The sequence below is a fragment of the Lederbergia lenta NBRC 16444 genome (assembly GCF_001591545.1).
GTDB lineage: Bacteria > Bacillota > Bacilli > Bacillales > Bacillaceae_C > Lederbergia > Lederbergia lenta.
Window position 1 is genome coordinate 24,358 of sequence record NZ_BCVC01000013.1, and the last position, 19,634, is coordinate 43,991.

Below are 19,634 nucleotides of genomic sequence, written 5' to 3' on the forward strand. Positions count from 1 at the left end.
TATCTAAGGGGGGATAACTTCATTTTAAATATACCCTATAAAGATGAACATAATATGAAATTTTTATTACAATCATATGATAAATTCATTTATGGTTTATTCGATTGCTTTTCACCTGAATGACGATAGGTAATGATGGCTGTTTTTAATGAGGCATATACGCCTACAGCAGCATTAGCATAGAAAAAACCCATAAAAACGCCGGCCCAAAAATTAAATCTATGTGCAATAAAAATAGAAAAAATTAGGCCAAGCACGGAAGCGACAGTAGGTATATACACCCGAGGGATTGGAAGTAGCAACTTTATAATTTGTGTCAAAATCAAAACGGTTGGAACTGCAATAATAGCGTCCCAGAAATTTGTATGGATAATCGGAAAATGTTCCATCAATAAGCCACCTTTAATCATTTCTTCCTATCCATTGTTCCCAAAACAAGCCATAATATAAAAAAAGAGCGTCTAAATGACGCTCCCAAAAATTAATATACGTACGCGGAACCAATAATGATTAATAAAATAAACAGCACAACAATCAACGCAAAGCTGTTGCCAAAGCCGTAACCGCCTTCCCCACCCATAAAATGGCCACCTCCTTTAAAGGATCTAACACATTTTATGTATAGAGTGTCATTTTGGTTATAGGACAAATAGTTAGCTTTCAGTAATAATTAGATCTAACATTTCATTAATTTCATCTGCAGTTAATTGTTCTCCATTAATCTCGGCATTATTAATTTCAAAAGAATCACCATCAGAAATAAAATCAATTGAAATAATGGATTCTTCTTTTTTTCCAGTGAAATGAATAACTTCCTCATTTTGATCATTCTTTATCAGATTCCAATCAGGCTCGAAAAAGTAGCTGTCCATTGTTTCTCCAACTGTTTGATCAGCTGTGTCATAAAATGTTCCATCTCTGAGTGCTGTAATTTTGTCTTCTGCTGATGGAAACAGCGCAATGGATATAAATGCATAAAACAATAAGAAAATTAAGGCGATAAAAACCCCAAGCCAGCTGGTACCACCTTTTTTATGTATCTCAAAGTTTTTATCTTCTGAGGTTAATCCTTGCTCTCTAATTACAGCTACTTTCTTTCTAGCTTTTATTAAGTAGAAGTAATTACCATACATGCCTAAAGTAACCGCAATGGCCATGGAAATGGCATTATCTATTGAGTTGATATTAAGGATGTATACGATAAAGTCAATTAAAAAGAAAAAAGCGATAATAATAGCGATGTGGGTATACATTTTTCGGTAACCCAACCAAAATATTGATAAGAAAAAGGCAGCGAAATTCCAAGTCGGTTTATTATCCTTTGCTTTTTCCCACTTTGTTTTATAATAAGGATGTTTTTTTCCGATGAATTTATTTACATCTGTGTCGAAGTTATTTTCTGCATTGCCATTATTTGTTATTTGTCCTTCATTTTGGTTATGTATCTTTAGGACATCCTGTTTCTGTTGAATTCCACATTTGCTACAAACATTATTGTCTGCTAGCTCGAGTCCACAATTAGGACATTGCTTCATACCATTCTACTCCCTCTTAAACATTTTGATTATTATGCATTTTCTTAACGCTTCTATCTCTCATACCTCACCACCTATAAAAGATCATATCATCATTTAAGGAAAATGACTTTTAGAAATGGAAAATTAATTGCAACTGATAAAAAATAACCCTCTAATAGGGTTATTTCTGTGATAATACATTTATTTTATTTTCGAAATCATCTTTATCTAATACTTTCTTAGGAAAGAGTTTTTCAACAAACTCAAGTATATCGTGTGCATCTTCCAAATCAAAAGGTTGAAAAAAGCGATATTCATAAAATATAGATCCCTCTGACGTCTCGAGAAGAACGGATAGTATTTGTTGCACGTTAGAACGGCCTGTATCTTCATCACCAAAAAAGATTTCATTTGGCGCCGTTTCAGTTTGATTTACATATAAAGAACCAGTGGCATTTTTTGAATGGGCTTTTTCCGCAAATTCTTCCATATCCTCAAAAGATTGGCCATAATGCATACAAATCCACTCCCTTATTACATATACTTATGTATACCTAATCTATGATGTTTGTAAACCGTTAAAAATTATATATAAAGGATGAATGATATGAAAATTATTGATCTCCATTGTGATGCTTTATATAAAATTTGGAAAAGTAATGGCTCCCTCCGATTCAGGAATTCAGAAGATTTAGATACAAATATAAAGAGATTGAAAAAAGGGGAAGTGAAGGTACAATGCTTTGCGATTTTTATTCCTCCAGAATTAAAATCGGAGGAGAAGTTTCAGGCAGCTCTTGACCAAGTTGATTATTTTTATACAAATGTGATTGGGAATAATTATGAAATGAAACATATAAAAGAATGGCAAGATTTTGATCGACTCAGAGAAAATGAAATTGGAGCAATGCTTACATTAGAAGGGGTTGATTGTATTGGTAATGATTTACATAAACTAAGTGTTTTACATCATCTTGGCGTTCGCTCAATTGGTTTGACATGGAATAATGCTAATCTAGCTGCAGATGGAGTAGGTGAGTCAAGAGGCGCTGGTCTTAGCTCATTCGGTAAAGCGATCGTTCAATTTAATAACATGCACCAACTATTAACCGATGTTTCTCATTTAAGCGAAAAAGCTTTCTGGGATGTGATGGAACTCGCGACATATCCAATAGCAAGCCATTCAAATGCAAAAGCAGTGTGCGCACATCCACGAAATTTATCGGATGCGCAAGCAAAAGTATTGTTTGAAAAGAAGGCGATGGTACACATCGTATATTTTCCGGATTTCGTGACAGAAGCTCGACCAGCAACTATGACGGATTTAATAAAACATATTGATCATTTCTGCGCATTAGGAGGAATAAATCAGGTTGGTTTTGGTTCCGACTTTGATGGTATCACTAGATATATTTATGGATTAGAGAATGCTTCTAAACAGCAATACATTATCAATGAGTTGTTAAAGTACTATTCTCATGATCAAGTAAGTGGGTTTGCATGGAGAAACTTTTTAGAGAGCAGACCTGTTTAGTATACAATTATTTCCGGTTAGCCTGGTTATCACTTTATAAATGAAAATTAAAACCGATATTATAGGGGAGTAATGATGTTCAACATTAAGAGTTTGAGAGGAAGTTAGAAATGAATCAAAGGAACCGCCTCACATGGAAACTAGGCGCAGTAATTATGGGGATCTTAATTTTTTGTTTAATTGTTATTTCTTTATCAATGTACAGATCGAGCTATCAAGAAATAAAAAAAGCAGCAGGTATTGAATTATATGGTTGTGCTAATATTACAACTGCACTCGTTGATCCTTCAGATATAGATAAAATCATAGCGGGGGATGAAGCTGCTTCAAAGAAGGTCGGTGAAGAAATTAGTTGGACGATTGAACATAAACATATTTTTGCAGGACAGTATATTATTGACCTTAATGGAAAAATATTAGCTGCAGATGAACATGTTGAAAAGCAAGGATTTTCAGCTGGAGATACTTTTTATATTGATGAATCAGCTATTTCTGAGCTAATAGAAACGAAAAGTCCTTCTTATTCAGAGGTATATGAATTTGGTGGCATGAAGAGAATGACTGGTTATGCCCCTATCTTCCGTGATCATGATCCAAATAATGAAATTATTGCTATTAGTGCGATTGATTTTGAAGCAAACATACTTCATGATCGTACATGGGAAATGGTGAAAGGTAGTTTATTATTTTCAGCTATTCCTATCTTACTTGCAGGTCTTGTCACGATTTATTTAATAAAAAAAGCAACAGATCCATTAAGAAGAATTATTGTTCATGCACGCAAAGTGGCTGAGGGCGATCTGTCCGTCTTAGACCTTGAACTTAATGGTAATGATGAAATAGGCCAACTATCCGGGGATTTAAATAAGATGGTAAATAACTTGAGGGATGTGATTGGACAAGTATCAGCTAGTTCTGCTGAAGTGGCCTCATCATCAGAACAACTTGCAGCGGGAACAGAAGAAATTAGTATAGCCGCAGAAAGAAACTCAATGGATATTCAAAAGGTGCAACAAGGTTCTCTAGCACAATTAAGTATTATTCAAAATGCAAATGAAACGTTGTCAAATATTTCCAATCAAACAAATGGTATGAGCACGAGTGCCCAAGCACTTAATAATGAAGCAAAAGATTCTCTTGTCCAGGCTGAAAGAGGAAATGTTACGATTGAAAAAGCTGTTGCACAAATGGGGAAAATTAATACGAGAACCTCCGAATTAGTAGTTTCAATGGAAACACTCACATTAAAATCGGAACAAATTGATCAAATTTTAGCTGTTATCACAACAATATCCACACAGACGAATCTACTTGCTTTAAATGCTGCGATCGAAGCGTCAAGAGCGGGGGAACATGGAAAAGGTTTCGCTGTAGTTGCAGCGGAAATTAGAAAGCTTGCTGAGCAATCAGCAGCATCGACAAAACAAATTGGTGTATTAATTCGTGAAATTCAAGAAGATACTAGAAATGTAGCGAACGTCACTGAGGAAAGTGTTGAGGCTGTGAAGATTGGTACAAGTTTAATTGAGGATGCTGGAGAAGCGTTTATTGACATTAAAGGTTCCATTACGAATGTATCTATTGATATTAACGGAATGTATGGTGAAATTACACAGATTAATCACAGTATCCAAGAAATAGCTACCGCTATGGGGGACATAGAGCATACCGCTAATGAAAATACGCTAAGCACAGCTCAAATTGTTACACATTCAGAAGAGCAAACAGCCTCGATTGAGGAAATCACCTCATTGATGGCATCTATGTCATCTATGGCAGAAGAACTCCAAGGGCGTGTGAATAAATTTAAACTGATCAAATAAATTTTTATTTAGATTATATGTTCGATGATACAAAACTGATACAACAGTTCCCAACTTTTAAGTTTACTATATCTTATCAGTTGGCCTCCAAGCAAAATGTATAAAGTGGAATATACGTGTTTGAGAAGCGTAAAATCCAGCTTGTGCAACATACAATAAACCCCCTGTTCATGGAACGGGGGTTTATATATGGGAAAATATATGATCTGCTTACCAATACCTTTTTGACTTATAGCTTGGATGATGATGTGTTGAAGGACAGACGCAATAATGTTCCTGTGATGCTGAATTAACCACAGATTGTGTATGTGGAAAAGAGTGCATGTATTTATAGTTAGTATGATTAACTTGTGTTGTATGAGTGGGATGCACTACAGGAATAATAACGTCCTGCCCTAAATATTCTGTGTTCTGATTAACTGGCTGATACTGGGTTGGCATTGTTTGTGTAGGTAATTGCTGTGCAGGCTTTGCTTTGGGATAACCACATGTACATTCATTTTGTCCCTTGTTACAGGAACAATTTCGTTGATATCCTTTCATTTTGAAAACCTCCAATCTAAGCATTTAGATTTAATTCTATGAAAGATAACTGTCCTTCGTTTGGACAACAACCTAAATACCTAAATTAAGATGTAGGTGTCTATATAAGTATAAGAGTTAAGTATAGGAGTTAAGTATAGAATTCGGAATAATAAAGACCCATTTTAGGTATCTTAATTTGTTGACGGAACTCGTCAATAACCATCATTTTTGGTCGGAATTAATCTTACTCACAAACATAAATCTTGATATAATCCTAATAAAATATAGATAATATATTCTTCAGGACAGAATGAGGGACTGGTTCCCTGACGGATTATTGGCTAGGTTAAAAGCATAAAAGCGGGGAATGATCCGGTAAGTAGCTCAGCAGTCCAACCTTCACAAAAGAAACATACTGTGCACTTGCCGAAGTGGGACTGGTGAGCTCATTAAGTAAGAAATAGTTTAATAAAAGTATAATAATCAATAATGAATATAACCCTCTTACTAGTTTTGCCCTCCTTTATCGTAGGGTTTTATTATAAAAAATGAAAATGCTCCTTTACACTAGACTGTTTATTCAATACCTCGAATCCAATATATTACTTTTTAAGGTAGGCCGACTTTAATAATATGGGGCGATGAATGTATGTGTTTTGAACATGACTTTGTTGACGGTGAAGAAGGGAAAGGTTAGTTTATGAATGTAGAGAAGTGTGAGGAGAACGTGAACATCATTGTGGCCTTGATTGAGATCGTGACTTTGAAAGTAGAGGATGTAGAAACGATCGCTACTTAGGAATTTGAGTAAAATAAAGCCCAGCACTGACCTAGGTTAAAAGCGATCTATCCATGTGGGCAGGGCGATTTTTGATAGACTTTTTATACCCAATTAAAGCACCGTTAGTTGAAGAAGGTGGTATGTATTTTCCATATTATAAATCAAAAAACAACCCTATACTGTGTTTGAACTGAACCCCAAATGGTAGACACTTTTAAAAAAAGTGACCCCATTTGGTTTTTTTCCTTAACTTTATTTTTTAACAGCTTCATATACGAATACCTGTTTACTATTTGTTGGTTCTTTACCATAATAGAAATCTGCGGATACTATAACATCGGAAAAACCAATGTTTTCCAATACTAACTTAAATTCCTCTATACCATACCAACGAAGGGCAAGACGTTGCAATTCGGATTGAATGCGCTCTCCTTCACGCCATTTTTCATACTTTATATAGGAAACTTTATTCTGATTAAACAAATCAGCTTCGACAAGTTTCTCTTCCATTGTAATTGTATCCCCATTCGGCAATTTGAATGCTGATGTGCCTTCAAATTTTCCATCAGTCACAAATTTATTGTCAGGTAGGAAAAGATCAAGCATTAATCTTCCACCAGGCTCAAGATGATCGTAAAGCCGTTTTAATACTTCAATAGATTCATCTCGTTTTTCAATTAATAAAAAAGAACCAGCAGGTATTATAATTGCCTCATACTTTTTGGGTAACGATAGTTCTTTTAAGTTAAATTTATGCAAATTTGGTTTTAACCCACGCTCTTCACAGCGTCTACGGCAAGAATCCAACATTTCAAGAGAATAATCAACTCCATCAACATTAAGACCCGATTCTAAAAGTGGAATAATTACACGTCCCGAACCTACCATCGCTTCAAGAATACTTCCTTTGCAATCTTTAAGTCTTTCACGGTAATATTCTATATCTCCGCCTAAAGATTGTCCGACCTTTTTGGTGAAATCATAAACTTCAGTACATAGTACACCATAATAACTAAAAGACATATAATTAACCCTCCGTGTTTTCGTATTCATTTCACGAAAGGGGTTACAAATATAACTTGTTTATCCCTTCCGCACCTTAAAATTATTTGTTGTTGTAAAGAATTTTTCCATTTTCACAAGAATCACTCACTTTCAATTTAAAGTAAAACTAGTTTAACATATAGAGAAATTTGGAACAATAGGGAAGAACGCACCTATTGTTCCAAATTATAATAATTAATATTTTTATCCAATAGTCATTGCTTATTGAACTAAGCTGTCTGGTTAGTTCAATAAGATATTTTCTGTTTTATTACCTCATAAAAATACCTAAGACGTGGTTAATGGGGAGAAAACGTCAACACCAAGTCAAATAAAAACTAAATTAGCATATGTTTTATATATGAATTTACAATAGAAAAAGAAAAAGAAAAAAATACACAGACTTGTACGCCTGCGTTTTTTACTTACCATCCCAATATAAATTTCGTATCACTTGTTCCACAATCGCACTCTTTAGTTATACATAAAGATTTGCACAATAATTGCACATTATATAAATGATGCGACAATAAGTAATTATTTTTTGTTTTTCAGCTCTAAAAGTATAGGAGTTATATTTAATAAAATCGATATAATCGTCAAAATCCATAACGCTGTTTCCAGCGTAGGCACTACATCTAATAAAGCAGACCAGTCTTCCGCTTTTACCCAATCGGACACCATACTGTATTCTGCAACAAGTGTTAGTGCTGTAAATGATAATCCCATTGCCATTGCCAATTTATAATCTTTTCCTGTTCCATACATATAAAGATTTATAAAAGTTGCTACTATGGCAATCAGTCCTAATATTAACCACATTATTATACCTCCATTATATTTTTATTTAAGATGAACATTTATTTACAAATATATATTAATAGGTCCAGTTATCTTATTACGAAATCACGAAATCTGGATCCGTTTGTTTAATAAGCCGTCCTATTATAGCACAAAATACCTCGTTCCCTTCGACGTTTTCCATTATTTTAAAATTGTTTTCAAGGAAACCATTCCATCCACCAATTAACAAGCATATTAACAACGTAATTAGCAAAGGCGCATAAATTTATGTGCTATTGTTAATTTGTCCACCAATTTTAATACGATTTACTATCGTTAATCGCCTTAAGCGTTGATATAACAAAAACGAGAACACCAATTCATGTGCGAATTGATTCCCCGTATGCCATGCCTATTATGCTGTTTATAATCAAAACTTAATGCTTTTACAAGTATCTCATCACCACTAACCTTTACTATTGTTTAAAATTATTTTTCTTAGAGGGAGAAAGATGTACAAGCGCTTTGTTTAAAGTTTAAACATTTTTGATACCAATCTATAAACTCGATCAGAATTTATACTTTCGGATTTTTTCTTATCAATTTACAAAAATATATCGTATAAATCACTAATGTCTTCTTCTAAAGAATCGCCGTTTAAGGAACGCAATTCGCTAAATTGAAACTGATGAACAAAATACACTAATTCTTTTTTTAAAAGAATTCATGCCTATTCAATCAAAGGCAAGGTGAAAATAGAAACGTTCTTAAACCTACGATTGACGAGCAACAGCTACATGAATTTAATGAGAAGATTCTTGTCGCAATGGAGTTTGTTTTACCTTTAAAGTTAGAAGGTTGAATTTTAATATTTGACGAATTTAATAATATCGTGTGGATCCACAACAATCATTTTTGTTCAGAATTAATTATACTTACAAAACATAAACCTTGACATAACCGTAGTAAAATATAGATAATAGGAATTAAATCGAATAGTTTATCCTTCGGGGCAGGGTGTAATTCCCTACCGGCGGTAATGGGACAATGTCTCTAGCCCGTGACCCGGCTCTACTTATGTAGGGACGGTGGATTTGGTGAAATTCCAAAGCCGACAGTGAAAGTCTGGATGGGAGAAGGAAATAGACGTCAAGCATGGTTGTGTTTTCATAATGGCAAAAGCCAATTAGGAAACAAGCTTATTTAGGTATGATGAAAAATCTTATCTTTTAAAACCAACGATCGACGCCTTATTAAGTTTTGCGTTTTTAGCCCCAAGACACTCGTTCTTGGGGCTTTTTGTTTGTATGTTTCTAAATGCTGTTTTTCTTCGTTATTATGTAGGGAAGGGAGTTAAGAATGACTAATAAGGAATATTATATGAACTTAGCCTTGCAAATGGCAGAGGCTGTTATGGGACAAACAAGCCCAAATCCTGTTGTTGGCTGTGTCATAGTTAAGAATGGCGATGTTGTTGGGATGGGTGTACATATGAAAGCGGGCGATGATCATGCTGAAGTGAATGCTTTAAACGAAGCAGGTGATCTTGCCAATGAAGCGGACTTATATGTAACACTTGAACCATGTTCACATTTCGGAAAGACACCACCATGTGCCGATTTAATTATTGCGAAAAACATTCGTAATGTTTTTATTGCTTCAATGGACCCGAACCCACTAGTTTCAGGGAGAGGAATAGATAAACTTCGGGAAGCAGGAATTTATGTTGAAACAGGCATTCTTGAAAAGGAAGCAACTCGAGTGAATAAATATTTTTTTCATTATATTAAAACGAAAAAACCTTTTGTTACTTTAAAAACCGCAGTTACTTTGGACGGGAAAACAGCAGCACAAAGCGGAGACAGCAAATGGATTACATCCGAAGCAGCACGGATGGATGTCCACCAGTATCGACACAAACATGACGCAATCTTAGTTGGCATTAATACCGTTATTCGAGATAACCCACATCTCACCACCAGACTGCCCCAAGGTGGAAAAAATCCCATTCGAATTATTTTGGATACCCACCTGGATATACCGTTGGAATCCAATCTATTAAATGATCAAGAGGCCAAGACCATTGTGGTTTGTGGCAATAAAGCAGTGAGGGAAAAACAAGAAAGATTGGAAAGTAAAAAAGTAACAGTAAAAAGAATGGATCATGTTTCCATTAATATTGAACACCTTCTTGTATGGCTTGGAGAGCAACAAATTACATCGTTATTCGTTGAGGGAGGCAGCAAAATACATGGCTCGTTTTTAGAAAGCGGTCATTATCAAGAAGTGATTTTGTATATGGCAGCCAAACTTCTTGGCGATCCATCTGGTCTATCTTCTTTTAGTGGCAATGTTAAAACAAAGATGTCAGATAGCCACCAACTTCAATTTACATCGGTTGAAATGATAGGGGCTGATATTAAAGTAATTGCAACCCCTAAAAAGAATGTAGGTGAAGAAAATGTTTACTGGAATAATTGAAGAAATCGGAACGATTACACGAATAGAGCGCAAAAAGTCATCACTAAAACTTGTCATTACGAGTGAGAAAATCCTTCACGATATTCACCTTGGTGATAGTATCGCAGTTAACGGTGTTTGCTTAACTGTAGCTAAATTTACAAGTCAGCATTTTGAAGCCGACGTAATGCCGGAAACTTTTATGGCTACAGCAATCCATAAACTTTCACCTGGATCTAAAGTGAATCTTGAACGGGCGATGGCCGCAAATGGGAGATTCGGTGGACATTTCGTAAGTGGTCATGTTGACGGAACTGGAACAATTATTCAGAGGAAGAAGAAAGAGAATGCCTTGTATATAACTATTCGTGTTCCTGAATCATTTACTTCTTATTTAATGAAAAAAGGTTCTATAGCGATTGATGGAACATCGCTCACTTTATTTGGTGTAGAGGAGAGAGACATAACGATTTCACTCATCCCTCATACACAAAAAGAAACAGTATTAGCGCAAAAAGGTATTGGCGAACAAGTAAACATCGAATGCGATATGTTGGCGAAATATGTACAAAATATTATCGCACCCTCTGGTAAATCAGAAAAAAGTGCAACATTGGATTTGCTAGTTGAAAATGGGTTCATTTAAAAACAGAGGTGATCATATGTTTGATTCTATCGAAAAAGCAATAGAAGATCTAAAAGCAGGAAAAGTGATCATCGTCACTGACGATGAAAATCGCGAAAATGAAGGAGACTTTGTTGTACTTGCTGAAAAAGCGACACCAGAAGTGATTAACTTTATGGCGAAAGAAGGACGCGGACTAATTTGTGTACCAATAACGGAAAACAAAGCAACACAACTAAACTTGTCAATGATGACTGGTGAAAATACAGACTCCCACGGCACTGCATTCACAGTAAGTGTAGATCATATATCTACCCATACAGGCATTAGCGCATTCGAGCGATCGGAAACAGTCATGCAAATCATCTCAAAAGAGGCAGTACCCGCTAATTTTAAAAGACCTGGGCATATTTTTCCATTAATCGCAAACGAGGGTGGGGTTCTGAAAAGAGCTGGCCATACAGAAGCTGCTGTAGACTTGGCAAAAATGTGCGGAACTGAACCAGCAGGTGTCATTTGTGAAATTCTGAAAGAAGATGGAACAATGGCAAGAGTTCCCGATTTGAAAGCAATAGCTAATAAATATAATTTAACTATGATTACCATAAAAGATTTGATTCTTTACAAAGGTACGCAGGAAATGCTTGTAAATCGTGAAACAGAAATTTCGCTTCCGACTGAATATGGCGATTTCAAGGTAGTAGCTTATTCAAACCGTTTGGATGATAAAGAGCATCTTGCACTAGTTAAAGGTGAATTAACTTCTAATACCCCTGTCATGGTGCGAATGCATTCAGAATGCCTAACAGGAGATGTGTTCGGTTCTTGTCGTTGTGATTGCGGTCCGCAACTCGAAGCAGCGTTGAGACGAATGGAGCAAGAAGGGAGCGGTGTTCTTTTATACTTGCGTCAAGAAGGCCGAGGTATTGGCTTGATAAATAAATTAAAGGCATACAAGCTCCAAGAAGAGGGATATGATACGGTTCAAGCAAATGAGAAACTTGGCTTTGCAGCAGATTTGCGTGACTTCACAATTGGCGCGCAAATGTTAAAGGAGCTTGGCGTCAAGAAGATTCGTTTACTAACGAATAACCCGCGCAAAATTGCTAGCTTGGATGAAAGTGGCCTTGAAGTTGTAGAGCGGCTTCCGCTAGAATTTACACCGAAAAAAGAAAACAAGCGATATTTAAAAGTAAAAGCGGAAAAATTAGGCCATATGTTGACATTATGAGAGGGGAAAAATGAAATGAATCATATTTATGAAGGAAATCTAGTAGGTACAGATTTAAAAGTAGGAATTGTGGTTGCACGGTTTAATGAATTTATTACAGGTAAATTATTGTCAGGTGCGCTTGATGCTCTTAAGCGCCATGGTGTATCTGAGGAGGATATTTCTGTTGCTTGGGTACCAGGAGCCTTTGAAATTCCATTAACAGCAAAGAAAATGGCAGAATTGAATAAATATGATGCAGTGATTACACTTGGTACGGTAATTCGTGGGGCGACACCACATTTTGATTATGTTTGCAATGAAGCAGCAAAAGGTGTAGCGAATGTAGGAATGCAGTCAGGGATACCAGTAATCTTTGGTGTGCTAACAACAGATACGATTGAACAAGCCATTGAGCGAGCAGGTACAAAAGCTGGAAACAAGGGCTGGGATGCCGCTGTTGGTGCAATTGAAATGGCGAATCTATATCGCTTGATGAAATAAATTTAAGGAGCTAGGTGCAGTTGCGCACCTAGCCCTATTAGTATTATTCCTTTTCTTTCATCGCTGCTTTTAATGCATCAGCTAAACTGTTTCCGAATGATTCTTCACTAGAATATTTTTTTAGTAGTTGCTTTTCCTCTCTTTTCGAAACAGCTTTTTTCTGTTTCTCGGCTTTTTCTACAAGATTGCAACGTCGACATTGAAAATACATCCCCGCTTTTCCGTTATGCATTTCCATTTTTTTGCGGCATTGTGGACAGCGTTTATTTGATAGCTTGGGATCTTTTCGTCTGCGGAAATTACAATCTCTATTAGAGCAAACTAATACACGTCCATCGCGTCCTTTTATTTCTTTCATTAATGAAGAGCATTCAGGACACTTGGAACCTGTAATATTATGAGCTTTATAAGCTTTATTACTCTTTTTAACTTCAGAGACAAGTTCTTTGGTCTGTTTGCGGATATTTTGTAAAAACTCTTTAGATTGCCCTTTACCGCGTGCAATCTTTTCGAGCTCATTTTCCCATTTTGCTGTTAATTCTGGAGACTTCAATTCTTTATTGACAAGTTCGATTAACTGCTTTCCTTTCGGAGTAGGATGAAGTCTGTTATTTTGTCTATCGATAGACTCTGAGCTGAGTAGTTTTTCAATAATATCAGCTCTTGTTGCAGGTGTACCAAGTCCGTATTTTTCCATACGAGCTAATAAATCTGATTCATTGAATCTTTGTGGAGGCTCTGTCATCTTTTTATCAATCTTAGCTTGATTAACAGTAAAGGTTTGACCTGGCTTCATATTAGACAAGCGTTGTAATTGGTGATCCTCATTTTCACTTTTGCCAGTAACGCTTTTAAAACCTGAATCGATCACAATAGACTCTTGTGAAGAAAAATTTTCACCTGCTACATCAAAAGTTACATGGATCGTTTCATATTTAAAAATTGGATAAAACAATGCGAGAAAGCGGCGAACAATAATATCGTACAGCTTCCGTTCATCCGGAGATAAATCATTTAGTCTTGGTCGTTCATCTGTTGGAATAATTGCATGGTGATCTGAGACTTTTTCATTGTTAAATACTCTTTTCGCTAATACTTTTCCTTTTTGTCTAAGAGCCGGTTGCACTTCGTCTTTGTATACAGATTGTAAGGCATCAATACGATCAAGCATTGTGTTTTCCATATCGGTTGTTAAATATCGTGAATCAGTGCGTGGGTATGTGACAAGTTTATGTTGCTCATACAAGCCTTGTAACACATTTGATGTTTTCTTCGCTGAAAAACCGAAACGTCGATTTGCATCTCTCTGAAGTTCAGTTAAATCATAAGGAAGTGGCTGTTGTTCACTTTTTTCTTTACTATTTGCCGTTTTTACTTTTGCCTGCTTATTTTGTATTTTATCTAATATAGTTTTCGCTTTTTGTTCATCAAAGATTCTTTTTTCCCCATGATGATCCCAAGAAGCTGAAAGTAAGCCAATTTTAGCCTGAATTGTCCAGTAGTCTTTAGGTACAAAAGACTGGATTTCCTTTTCTCTATCCAAAATCATTGCCAAACTCGGTGTTTGTACACGGCCAGCTGATAGTGGATCATCATATTTAGTTGTCAGTGCTCTTGTCACATTTAAACCGATAAGCCAGTCAGCTTCTGCTCTACATACTGCGGATTCATAAAGTGAGTCATATTGCTTTGCAGGCTTTAGGTTTTTGAACCCATCTTTAATTGCGCGATCCGTTTGTGAGGAGATCCAAAGACGCTGTACAGGCTTTTTCCAATGAATCTTCTCAAGAATCCAACGAGCGACCAATTCACCTTCGCGACCTGCATCTGTTGCGATAATAAATTCATTAATATCCTTACGCTTAGAAAGTCTTTCAATCCCTTTAAACTGTGCAGTTGTTTGTTTAATAAGTTTTAGGCCCATCTTATCTGGAATAATGGGTAAATCCTCCATTTTCCATGTTTTAAATTGTGGATCATAATCTTCGGGCATTTTTAATTCGACTAAATGACCAAGAGCCCAAGTAACTATGTATTTCGGTCCTTCAATATACTGTTTTTGTTTATTTGTACAGCCGAGCACACGCGCAAGATCGCGGGCAACACTCGGCTTTTCCGCAAGAACAAGTGATTTCATTTAAGAGACTCCCTTCAAAACAACACGTATCTATCGTTAAGTATAACGAAAAGAGATTACATAGTAAAAAAGAAACAACTTACACCCTTTTTATTTTTGTAAATTTCGCCAAAAAAAAAGACCTCCATTTTATTCTGTATAAAATGAGATCCTTGCTAATATGTGAAATTCAAAGTTCCTTCCAAATCTTTTACATTTACCGCAATCGTGTCACACACTTCTTGGTATTTAGCCCATTTCTCTATATCATCTATACTTGTTTTCAATGGAGCGGGTATGTTCCATTGTACTAGCTTGTTTTTGAAACGGGACGGAAGAGGTGGTACAGGGTCATTTTGAAAATCATAAATAGCAATGATACATGAAGCTTTTTCCAACAAAACATTATTAAGTTGCTGAGTAGGTTTAGTAGTGAGGTCAATATTAACTTCCTGCATAGCTTTAATGCTAAGCGGATCTCTCATTACACCGTCCCAACTACTGCTTATAAAGCTCCAGTTAGCAAGTTTTGATTTCTCTGCCCAAGCTTCTGCGATAACACTTCGATTGTGATGCGGGGAAAGGAAATACAATAAATTATTTGTCATATCTTTGAGGTCCTTTCCATTGATGTAGTCCTTTATATATACCCCCTGTTGCCATTAATTACTCCTTAAACAATTATTTTCAGGATTTTTAATGGAAGGTAAAATAATTTTAAAGGTAGTTAGATTTGAATCTGACTGGCATAGAATTCTCCCTCCATGTTTTTCAATAATTTGTTTTGAAATATATAATCCTAGACCCGTCCCCTTTTTCTTTGTTGTCATAAATGGTTCGAAAATATTTTGTATAACGCTTTCGGGAATCTTTGGTCCTGTATTAGATAAAGCTAAAATAACATTATCGTCTTCCTGATATCCTTTTATATAGATAACTGAACCCGAGGCTTGTTCAGACACTACCTCAATTGCGTTAAAAATAATATTGATAATTACTTGTCTAACTTCTTCCACTTTTCCACGGATATATAAATTCTTCTCGAGATCGCTTTCCAATTCTACATTGACTTCTAACAATCGTGGGTAAATAAATGTAGCAATTTGTTCAAGTAATTCATTTAAAGTAAATATAGAAATATCTATTTCCGCTATTTCATTTTTTGAAAGTAATAAAAATTGTGTAATTTGGAATTTTAGTTGATCAAGTTCATTAAGTATAAGTTCTATATATGGAAGCTTAGGGTTCTCAGCATGCAATAATTGGATGAATCCATTTACAACGGTTAGTGGATTTCTAAACTCATGGACAAAACTAGCAGTCATTTGACCTAAGAGATAAAGCCTATCTTCATGCACGTTATAAGAAGAATGATTATTTACCTCCATTTCTTTAGTATTCGTAGAGGAAAAATATGTCATGATATGATGTAAGTATAGATCAATTACTCTAAATAATAAGTAAATATGAGGTTGAAAATTCCTCATGTTAGTAGGATGATCTGATAACTCGTAGAAAATTTCAGTTTTCGCTATATTTATATTATAAATAAACGATTCAATATTTGAATGTTGTTTAATTTTGGATTGGGCTGTCGTATTTGCAAAGTCTTTTATAAACCAGTCTCTTTCTTGATCAGAATGAGTATATGCTATCTCCACTAAAGTGAATATTATTTCCCCATATTGTTCAAAAGATGTATGAAGAGTATGATCTGCTTCTGCAGGAATAATAATTTTTTCTTTCCATCTCGATAATATGATACCTTTTTGTTCCATTAAAAAAGATAATACATCACCGGTTAAATGATCCAACAAATTAATTCCCCCGCCCATCATCATAATAATAATACCAAACTATACCTTAATATCTAGGTATTGTAATTTTTATGTTACTATATATAATTTACAATGTCTGCGAATTTATAGAACTTACAAAAGTAAATTTTAATAAACAGTCATTTAGTAGTAGGTACACTTTGAGTTTGACAAAAATACTGAATTATACCTATACAATAAACGCGAAAATTCGACTATAATAGGAAATATATTCTATATGCTTTAAATCTATGAAATTTTAACAATACAAAGAATAATTAAATTACTTTCTGTAGTAAAATTCTAGCATGTCCTGTAGAACAACATCAAGATATGTATATAAAAGGACTGTTTTGCTAGGGAGTTAAGCCATGTCATATAAATATGTGTAACGGGGTGATGTAAATGGATAATGAAACAGAGAAAAAACATGCAAAACATCCAGTTATTCGTAAATGTATGCAGCATCTAGAGGTTATAGAAGCTAATGATAAAACGAAACAAATAGTGTATATGTACATGAAAACAATGGATGATGAAATAATTGCTTTAAAAGAGAAGAATGAACAAGTTAATAGGTCGGAAAAATTGTAAAAAAACAGCTGATATTGCCTCAGTTGTTTTTTTTGTTGTATATTATGTGATAGTGACGGTGAAATTCTTACTTTGGCGTAAAAACATCGTATAATAGGTATATAGCGAGGGAAGGAATTAGGAATATATAGATAAAAATTCTATTTAAAGTAAATGATATAGAAATGGATCTATTTGGTGAAAGTGAGGAAAATGATGGAATTTATTCGTAAAATAAAAAAATATATTAGTAAATTTTGGAAGAGAGCGCATATAAATCAAATATTAATATTAAGTTTAGCGATAGGATTCTTAGCATTTCTTGCTTATTTTGCTTATTTAGCAAGCGCAGCAAATGTCGAAACATTAAAACAGGGATTAGCTACATCTACGACTATTTACGATAAAGATGGGGATGAAGCAAGTAAAATATCTGCCAATCGGACGGAGGGTGTCTCCATTGATACTATGCCCGATCATCTAAAAAATGCAGTTATCGCCATTGAAGATCATCGTTTCGAGAAGCATAGGGGATTTGATGTCAAAGGGATATCTAGGGCTTTTTTCTTGAACTTAAAGGCTGGGAAAATCAAGGCTGGTGGAAGTACGATTACACAACAATTAACTAAAACAGCTTTGTTATCTCCAGAACGCACATATAAAAGGAAGTTAGAAGAGGTATTTTTAGCTATCGAAATGGAAAAGAAATTTACAAAAGATGAAATCTTAGAAATGTATTTAAATCAAGTTTATTTCGGTAGTGGTGCTTGGGGAGTGCAGAATGCTTCCAGGAAGTACTTCGGGAAAGATGTCGACTATTTAACACTAAGTGAAGCAGCGATGATGGCAGGAATTATCAATCGTCCTTCCGCGCTGGATCCGTATAAAAACTTTGAAGGGGCGGTCAAGCGTCGAAATACTGTACTTGGTCAGATGAAGAAGTTTGAGATGATTACTGAACAACAGTATGAAGAGGCTGTCCAACAAACAATTGTTTTAAAAGATAGCGGTGGAGATCCGTTAAAAGGAAAATATCCTTATTATGTAGATGCCATTATGAATGAGGCTATTAATCTTTACGGTTTAACACAAGATGAGATTTTAACAAGAGGTTATAAAATTTACACGCAAATGGATCAAAATTTGCAATCATCAATGGAAAAAGTATATGAAAATAATTCCTTATTTCCGGATAGTTGGGATGGCACTTTAGTACAAAGCGGATCTATCCTGCTAGACCCCGCGACAGGTGGCATTAGAGCACTTATTGGAGGAAGGGGAGAGCATACTTTCCGCAGTTATAATAGAGCAACCCAATTAACTACCCAACCAGGATCAGTAATGAAGCCTTTAGCAGTTTATACAGTTGCATTAGAGGAAGGGTATAAACCTGAATCGAAACTTAAAGATGAGTCAGACCTCTCGTTTGGTGATTATAAACCAAGGAACTATAATGGGCAGTATTTAGGAGAAGTTCCGATGTATGAAGCGATAGAGAACTCAATAAATGTACCAGCAGTATGGTTATTAAATGAAATTGGCTTAGATAAATCCTTTAATAAATTGAAGAAATTTGGACTTCCAGTAACGGAAGAAGATAAAAATTTAAGTTTAGCATTAGGAGGTACAACTAGCGGTTTTTCACCAAAACAAATGGCGGAGGCTTATGCTGTATTTGCAAATGGTGGAGAAAGAATAGAAAGCCATATTATTACAAAAATTGTTGGACCAACAGGCAATATAGTTGCTGAAGTCGCACCTAAAAAGGTACGAGTTACGGATCGAAAAACAGCGGAACAAATGACCGCAATGCTTTTAAATGTAGTAGACTCTGGAACGGGTAGAAATGCGAAGATAAGCGGTCAAAAAGTTGCTGGAAAAACAGGATCCACCCAACTACCTTATGCAGATATAACAGATGGCACAAAAGATCAATGGTTCGTTGGTTATACACCAAATCTAGTTGGCGCGGTATGGCTTGGTTATGATTATACAGATCGAGAACATTATCTAAAAGGGAGAAGTGGTGACACAGTCGTTCCCATTTTTCGATCGATTATGGAACAAGCTGTAAAATATGTAGAGCCTGTTGACTTCACGACACCGTCTATCAACGAAAAACTAGAAGAAGAAAAGAAAAAGAAAGAAGGCTCGTTATTAGAGAAAATTAATAAATTCGATGAGAAAATGATAGAAGAGGCAGAGAAGTGGAAAGAAAAATTTGAAAAAGGCAAAGGAAACTTAAAAAAGTTTGAAGGAAAACTAAAAGAAACATATAAAAAAATTCGAGGGGAATGAAAAAGGAACTTGGCATTTTTGTGC

At 35.3% G+C, this 19,634-nt stretch carries 18 protein-coding genes and 1 riboswitch; of the genes, 8 read left to right on the plus strand and 10 right to left on the minus strand.

All coding sequences use genetic code 11. The features are described from left to right. Positions 1-89: 89 nt before the first annotated feature. From BLE01S_RS19290 to BLE01S_RS19300, 4 genes are all read right to left on the minus strand, one after another. Positions 90-389, minus strand: coding sequence for a hypothetical protein (locus BLE01S_RS19290; protein ID WP_066146361.1), 300 nt, complete (start codon positions 387-389; stop codon positions 90-92). Between the two features lie 92 nt (positions 390-481). Next, positions 482-580 (minus strand): YjcZ family sporulation protein, encoded by a 99-nt coding sequence (locus tag BLE01S_RS20620; protein ID WP_082788829.1) that lies wholly within the window; start codon positions 578-580, stop codon positions 482-484. A gap of 73 nt (positions 581-653) precedes the next feature. Next, complete coding sequence (locus BLE01S_RS19295) at positions 654-1,535, minus strand: DUF2628 domain-containing protein (protein WP_066146364.1); 882 nt, start codon at positions 1,533-1,535, stop codon at positions 654-656. A gap of 163 nt (positions 1,536-1,698) precedes the next feature. Next, positions 1,699-2,034 (minus strand): hypothetical protein, encoded by a 336-nt coding sequence (locus BLE01S_RS19300; RefSeq protein ID WP_066146367.1) that lies wholly within the window; start codon positions 2,032-2,034, stop codon positions 1,699-1,701. A gap of 90 nt (positions 2,035-2,124) precedes the next feature. Here BLE01S_RS19300 and BLE01S_RS19305 point away from each other — a divergent pair, with 90 nt between their 5' ends. Both BLE01S_RS19305 and BLE01S_RS19310 read left to right on the plus strand, forming a co-directional pair. Further along, on the plus strand, positions 2,125-3,051 hold the full coding sequence (locus BLE01S_RS19305) for a dipeptidase (protein WP_066146370.1): 927 nt from the start codon (positions 2,125-2,127) through the stop codon (positions 3,049-3,051). 110 nt (positions 3,052-3,161) lie between these two features. Beyond that, positions 3,162-4,874, plus strand: coding sequence for a methyl-accepting chemotaxis protein (locus BLE01S_RS19310; protein ID WP_066146373.1), 1,713 nt, complete (start codon positions 3,162-3,164; stop codon positions 4,872-4,874). 210 nt (positions 4,875-5,084) lie between these two features. Here the strand turns inward: BLE01S_RS19310 and BLE01S_RS21465 are convergent, their stop codons facing one another. The 3 genes from BLE01S_RS21465 to BLE01S_RS19325 all read right to left on the minus strand — a co-directional run bounded on the left by BLE01S_RS21465 (position 5,085) and on the right by BLE01S_RS19325 (position 8,046). Beyond that, complete coding sequence (locus BLE01S_RS21465; protein WP_326255532.1) at positions 5,085-5,441, minus strand: CotD family spore coat protein; 357 nt, start codon at positions 5,439-5,441, stop codon at positions 5,085-5,087. 991 nt (positions 5,442-6,432) lie between these two features. Then, positions 6,433-7,203, minus strand: a complete 771-nt coding sequence (locus BLE01S_RS19320) for a class I SAM-dependent methyltransferase (protein WP_066146376.1) — start codon at positions 7,201-7,203, stop codon at positions 6,433-6,435. A gap of 558 nt (positions 7,204-7,761) precedes the next feature. Beyond that, positions 7,762-8,046 (minus strand): hypothetical protein, encoded by a 285-nt coding sequence (locus BLE01S_RS19325; protein ID WP_066146378.1) that lies wholly within the window; start codon positions 8,044-8,046, stop codon positions 7,762-7,764. A 960-nt stretch (positions 8,047-9,006) separates the two neighbouring features. Continuing rightward, a riboswitch (FMN riboswitch) is annotated at positions 9,007-9,152 on the plus strand. A 214-nt stretch (positions 9,153-9,366) separates the two neighbouring features. Here BLE01S_RS19325 and ribD point away from each other — a divergent pair. From ribD to ribH, 4 genes are read left to right on the plus strand one after another with little or no spacing between them, the layout of a single operon-like run. Beyond that, positions 9,367-10,488: a bifunctional diaminohydroxyphosphoribosylaminopyrimidine deaminase/5-amino-6-(5-phosphoribosylamino)uracil reductase RibD gene (gene ribD / locus BLE01S_RS19330; RefSeq protein WP_066146381.1), complete on the plus strand. Its 1,122-nt coding sequence runs from the start codon at positions 9,367-9,369 to the stop codon at positions 10,486-10,488. Continuing rightward, entirely contained in the window at positions 10,469-11,113 is a 645-nt protein-coding gene (gene ribE, locus BLE01S_RS19335; RefSeq protein ID WP_066146384.1) for a riboflavin synthase, read from the plus strand. Before ribD ends, ribE begins: the two co-directional genes overlap by 20 nt. 16 nt (positions 11,114-11,129) lie before the next feature. Next, positions 11,130-12,323, plus strand: coding sequence for a bifunctional 3,4-dihydroxy-2-butanone-4-phosphate synthase/GTP cyclohydrolase II (locus tag BLE01S_RS19340; RefSeq protein WP_066146491.1), 1,194 nt, complete (start codon positions 11,130-11,132; stop codon positions 12,321-12,323). Positions 12,324-12,338: 15 nt separating this feature from the next. Continuing rightward, positions 12,339-12,806, plus strand: a complete 468-nt coding sequence (ribH, locus tag BLE01S_RS19345; protein ID WP_066146387.1) for a 6,7-dimethyl-8-ribityllumazine synthase — start codon at positions 12,339-12,341, stop codon at positions 12,804-12,806. Between the two features lie 43 nt (positions 12,807-12,849). Here ribH and BLE01S_RS19350 read toward each other — a convergent pair whose 3' ends face one another. From BLE01S_RS19350 to BLE01S_RS19360, 3 genes are all read right to left on the minus strand, one after another. Further along, positions 12,850-14,943 carry a DNA topoisomerase III gene (locus BLE01S_RS19350; protein ID WP_066146390.1) on the minus strand — a complete coding sequence of 698 codons (2,094 nt, stop codon included), beginning with the start codon at positions 14,941-14,943 and terminating at the stop codon, positions 12,850-12,852. Between the two features lie 155 nt (positions 14,944-15,098). Continuing rightward, positions 15,099-15,530 carry a low molecular weight phosphatase family protein gene (locus BLE01S_RS19355; RefSeq protein WP_066146393.1) on the minus strand — a complete coding sequence of 144 codons (432 nt, stop codon included), beginning with the start codon at positions 15,528-15,530 and terminating at the stop codon, positions 15,099-15,101. A gap of 54 nt (positions 15,531-15,584) precedes the next feature. Next, positions 15,585-16,739, minus strand: coding sequence for an ATP-binding protein (locus tag BLE01S_RS19360; RefSeq protein ID WP_066146396.1), 1,155 nt, complete (start codon positions 16,737-16,739; stop codon positions 15,585-15,587). Positions 16,740-17,144: 405 nt separating this feature from the next. Between BLE01S_RS19360 and BLE01S_RS19365 the strand changes: the two genes are divergently transcribed. After that, positions 17,145-17,333 carry a hypothetical protein gene (locus BLE01S_RS19365; RefSeq protein WP_066146399.1) on the plus strand — a complete coding sequence of 63 codons (189 nt, stop codon included), beginning with the start codon at positions 17,145-17,147 and terminating at the stop codon, positions 17,331-17,333. A 195-nt stretch (positions 17,334-17,528) separates the two neighbouring features. After that, a complete protein-coding gene (locus BLE01S_RS19370; protein WP_066146402.1) occupies positions 17,529-19,610 on the plus strand; it encodes a transglycosylase domain-containing protein in 2,082 nt (693 codons plus the stop codon). Positions 19,611-19,634: the final 24 nt, after the last annotated feature.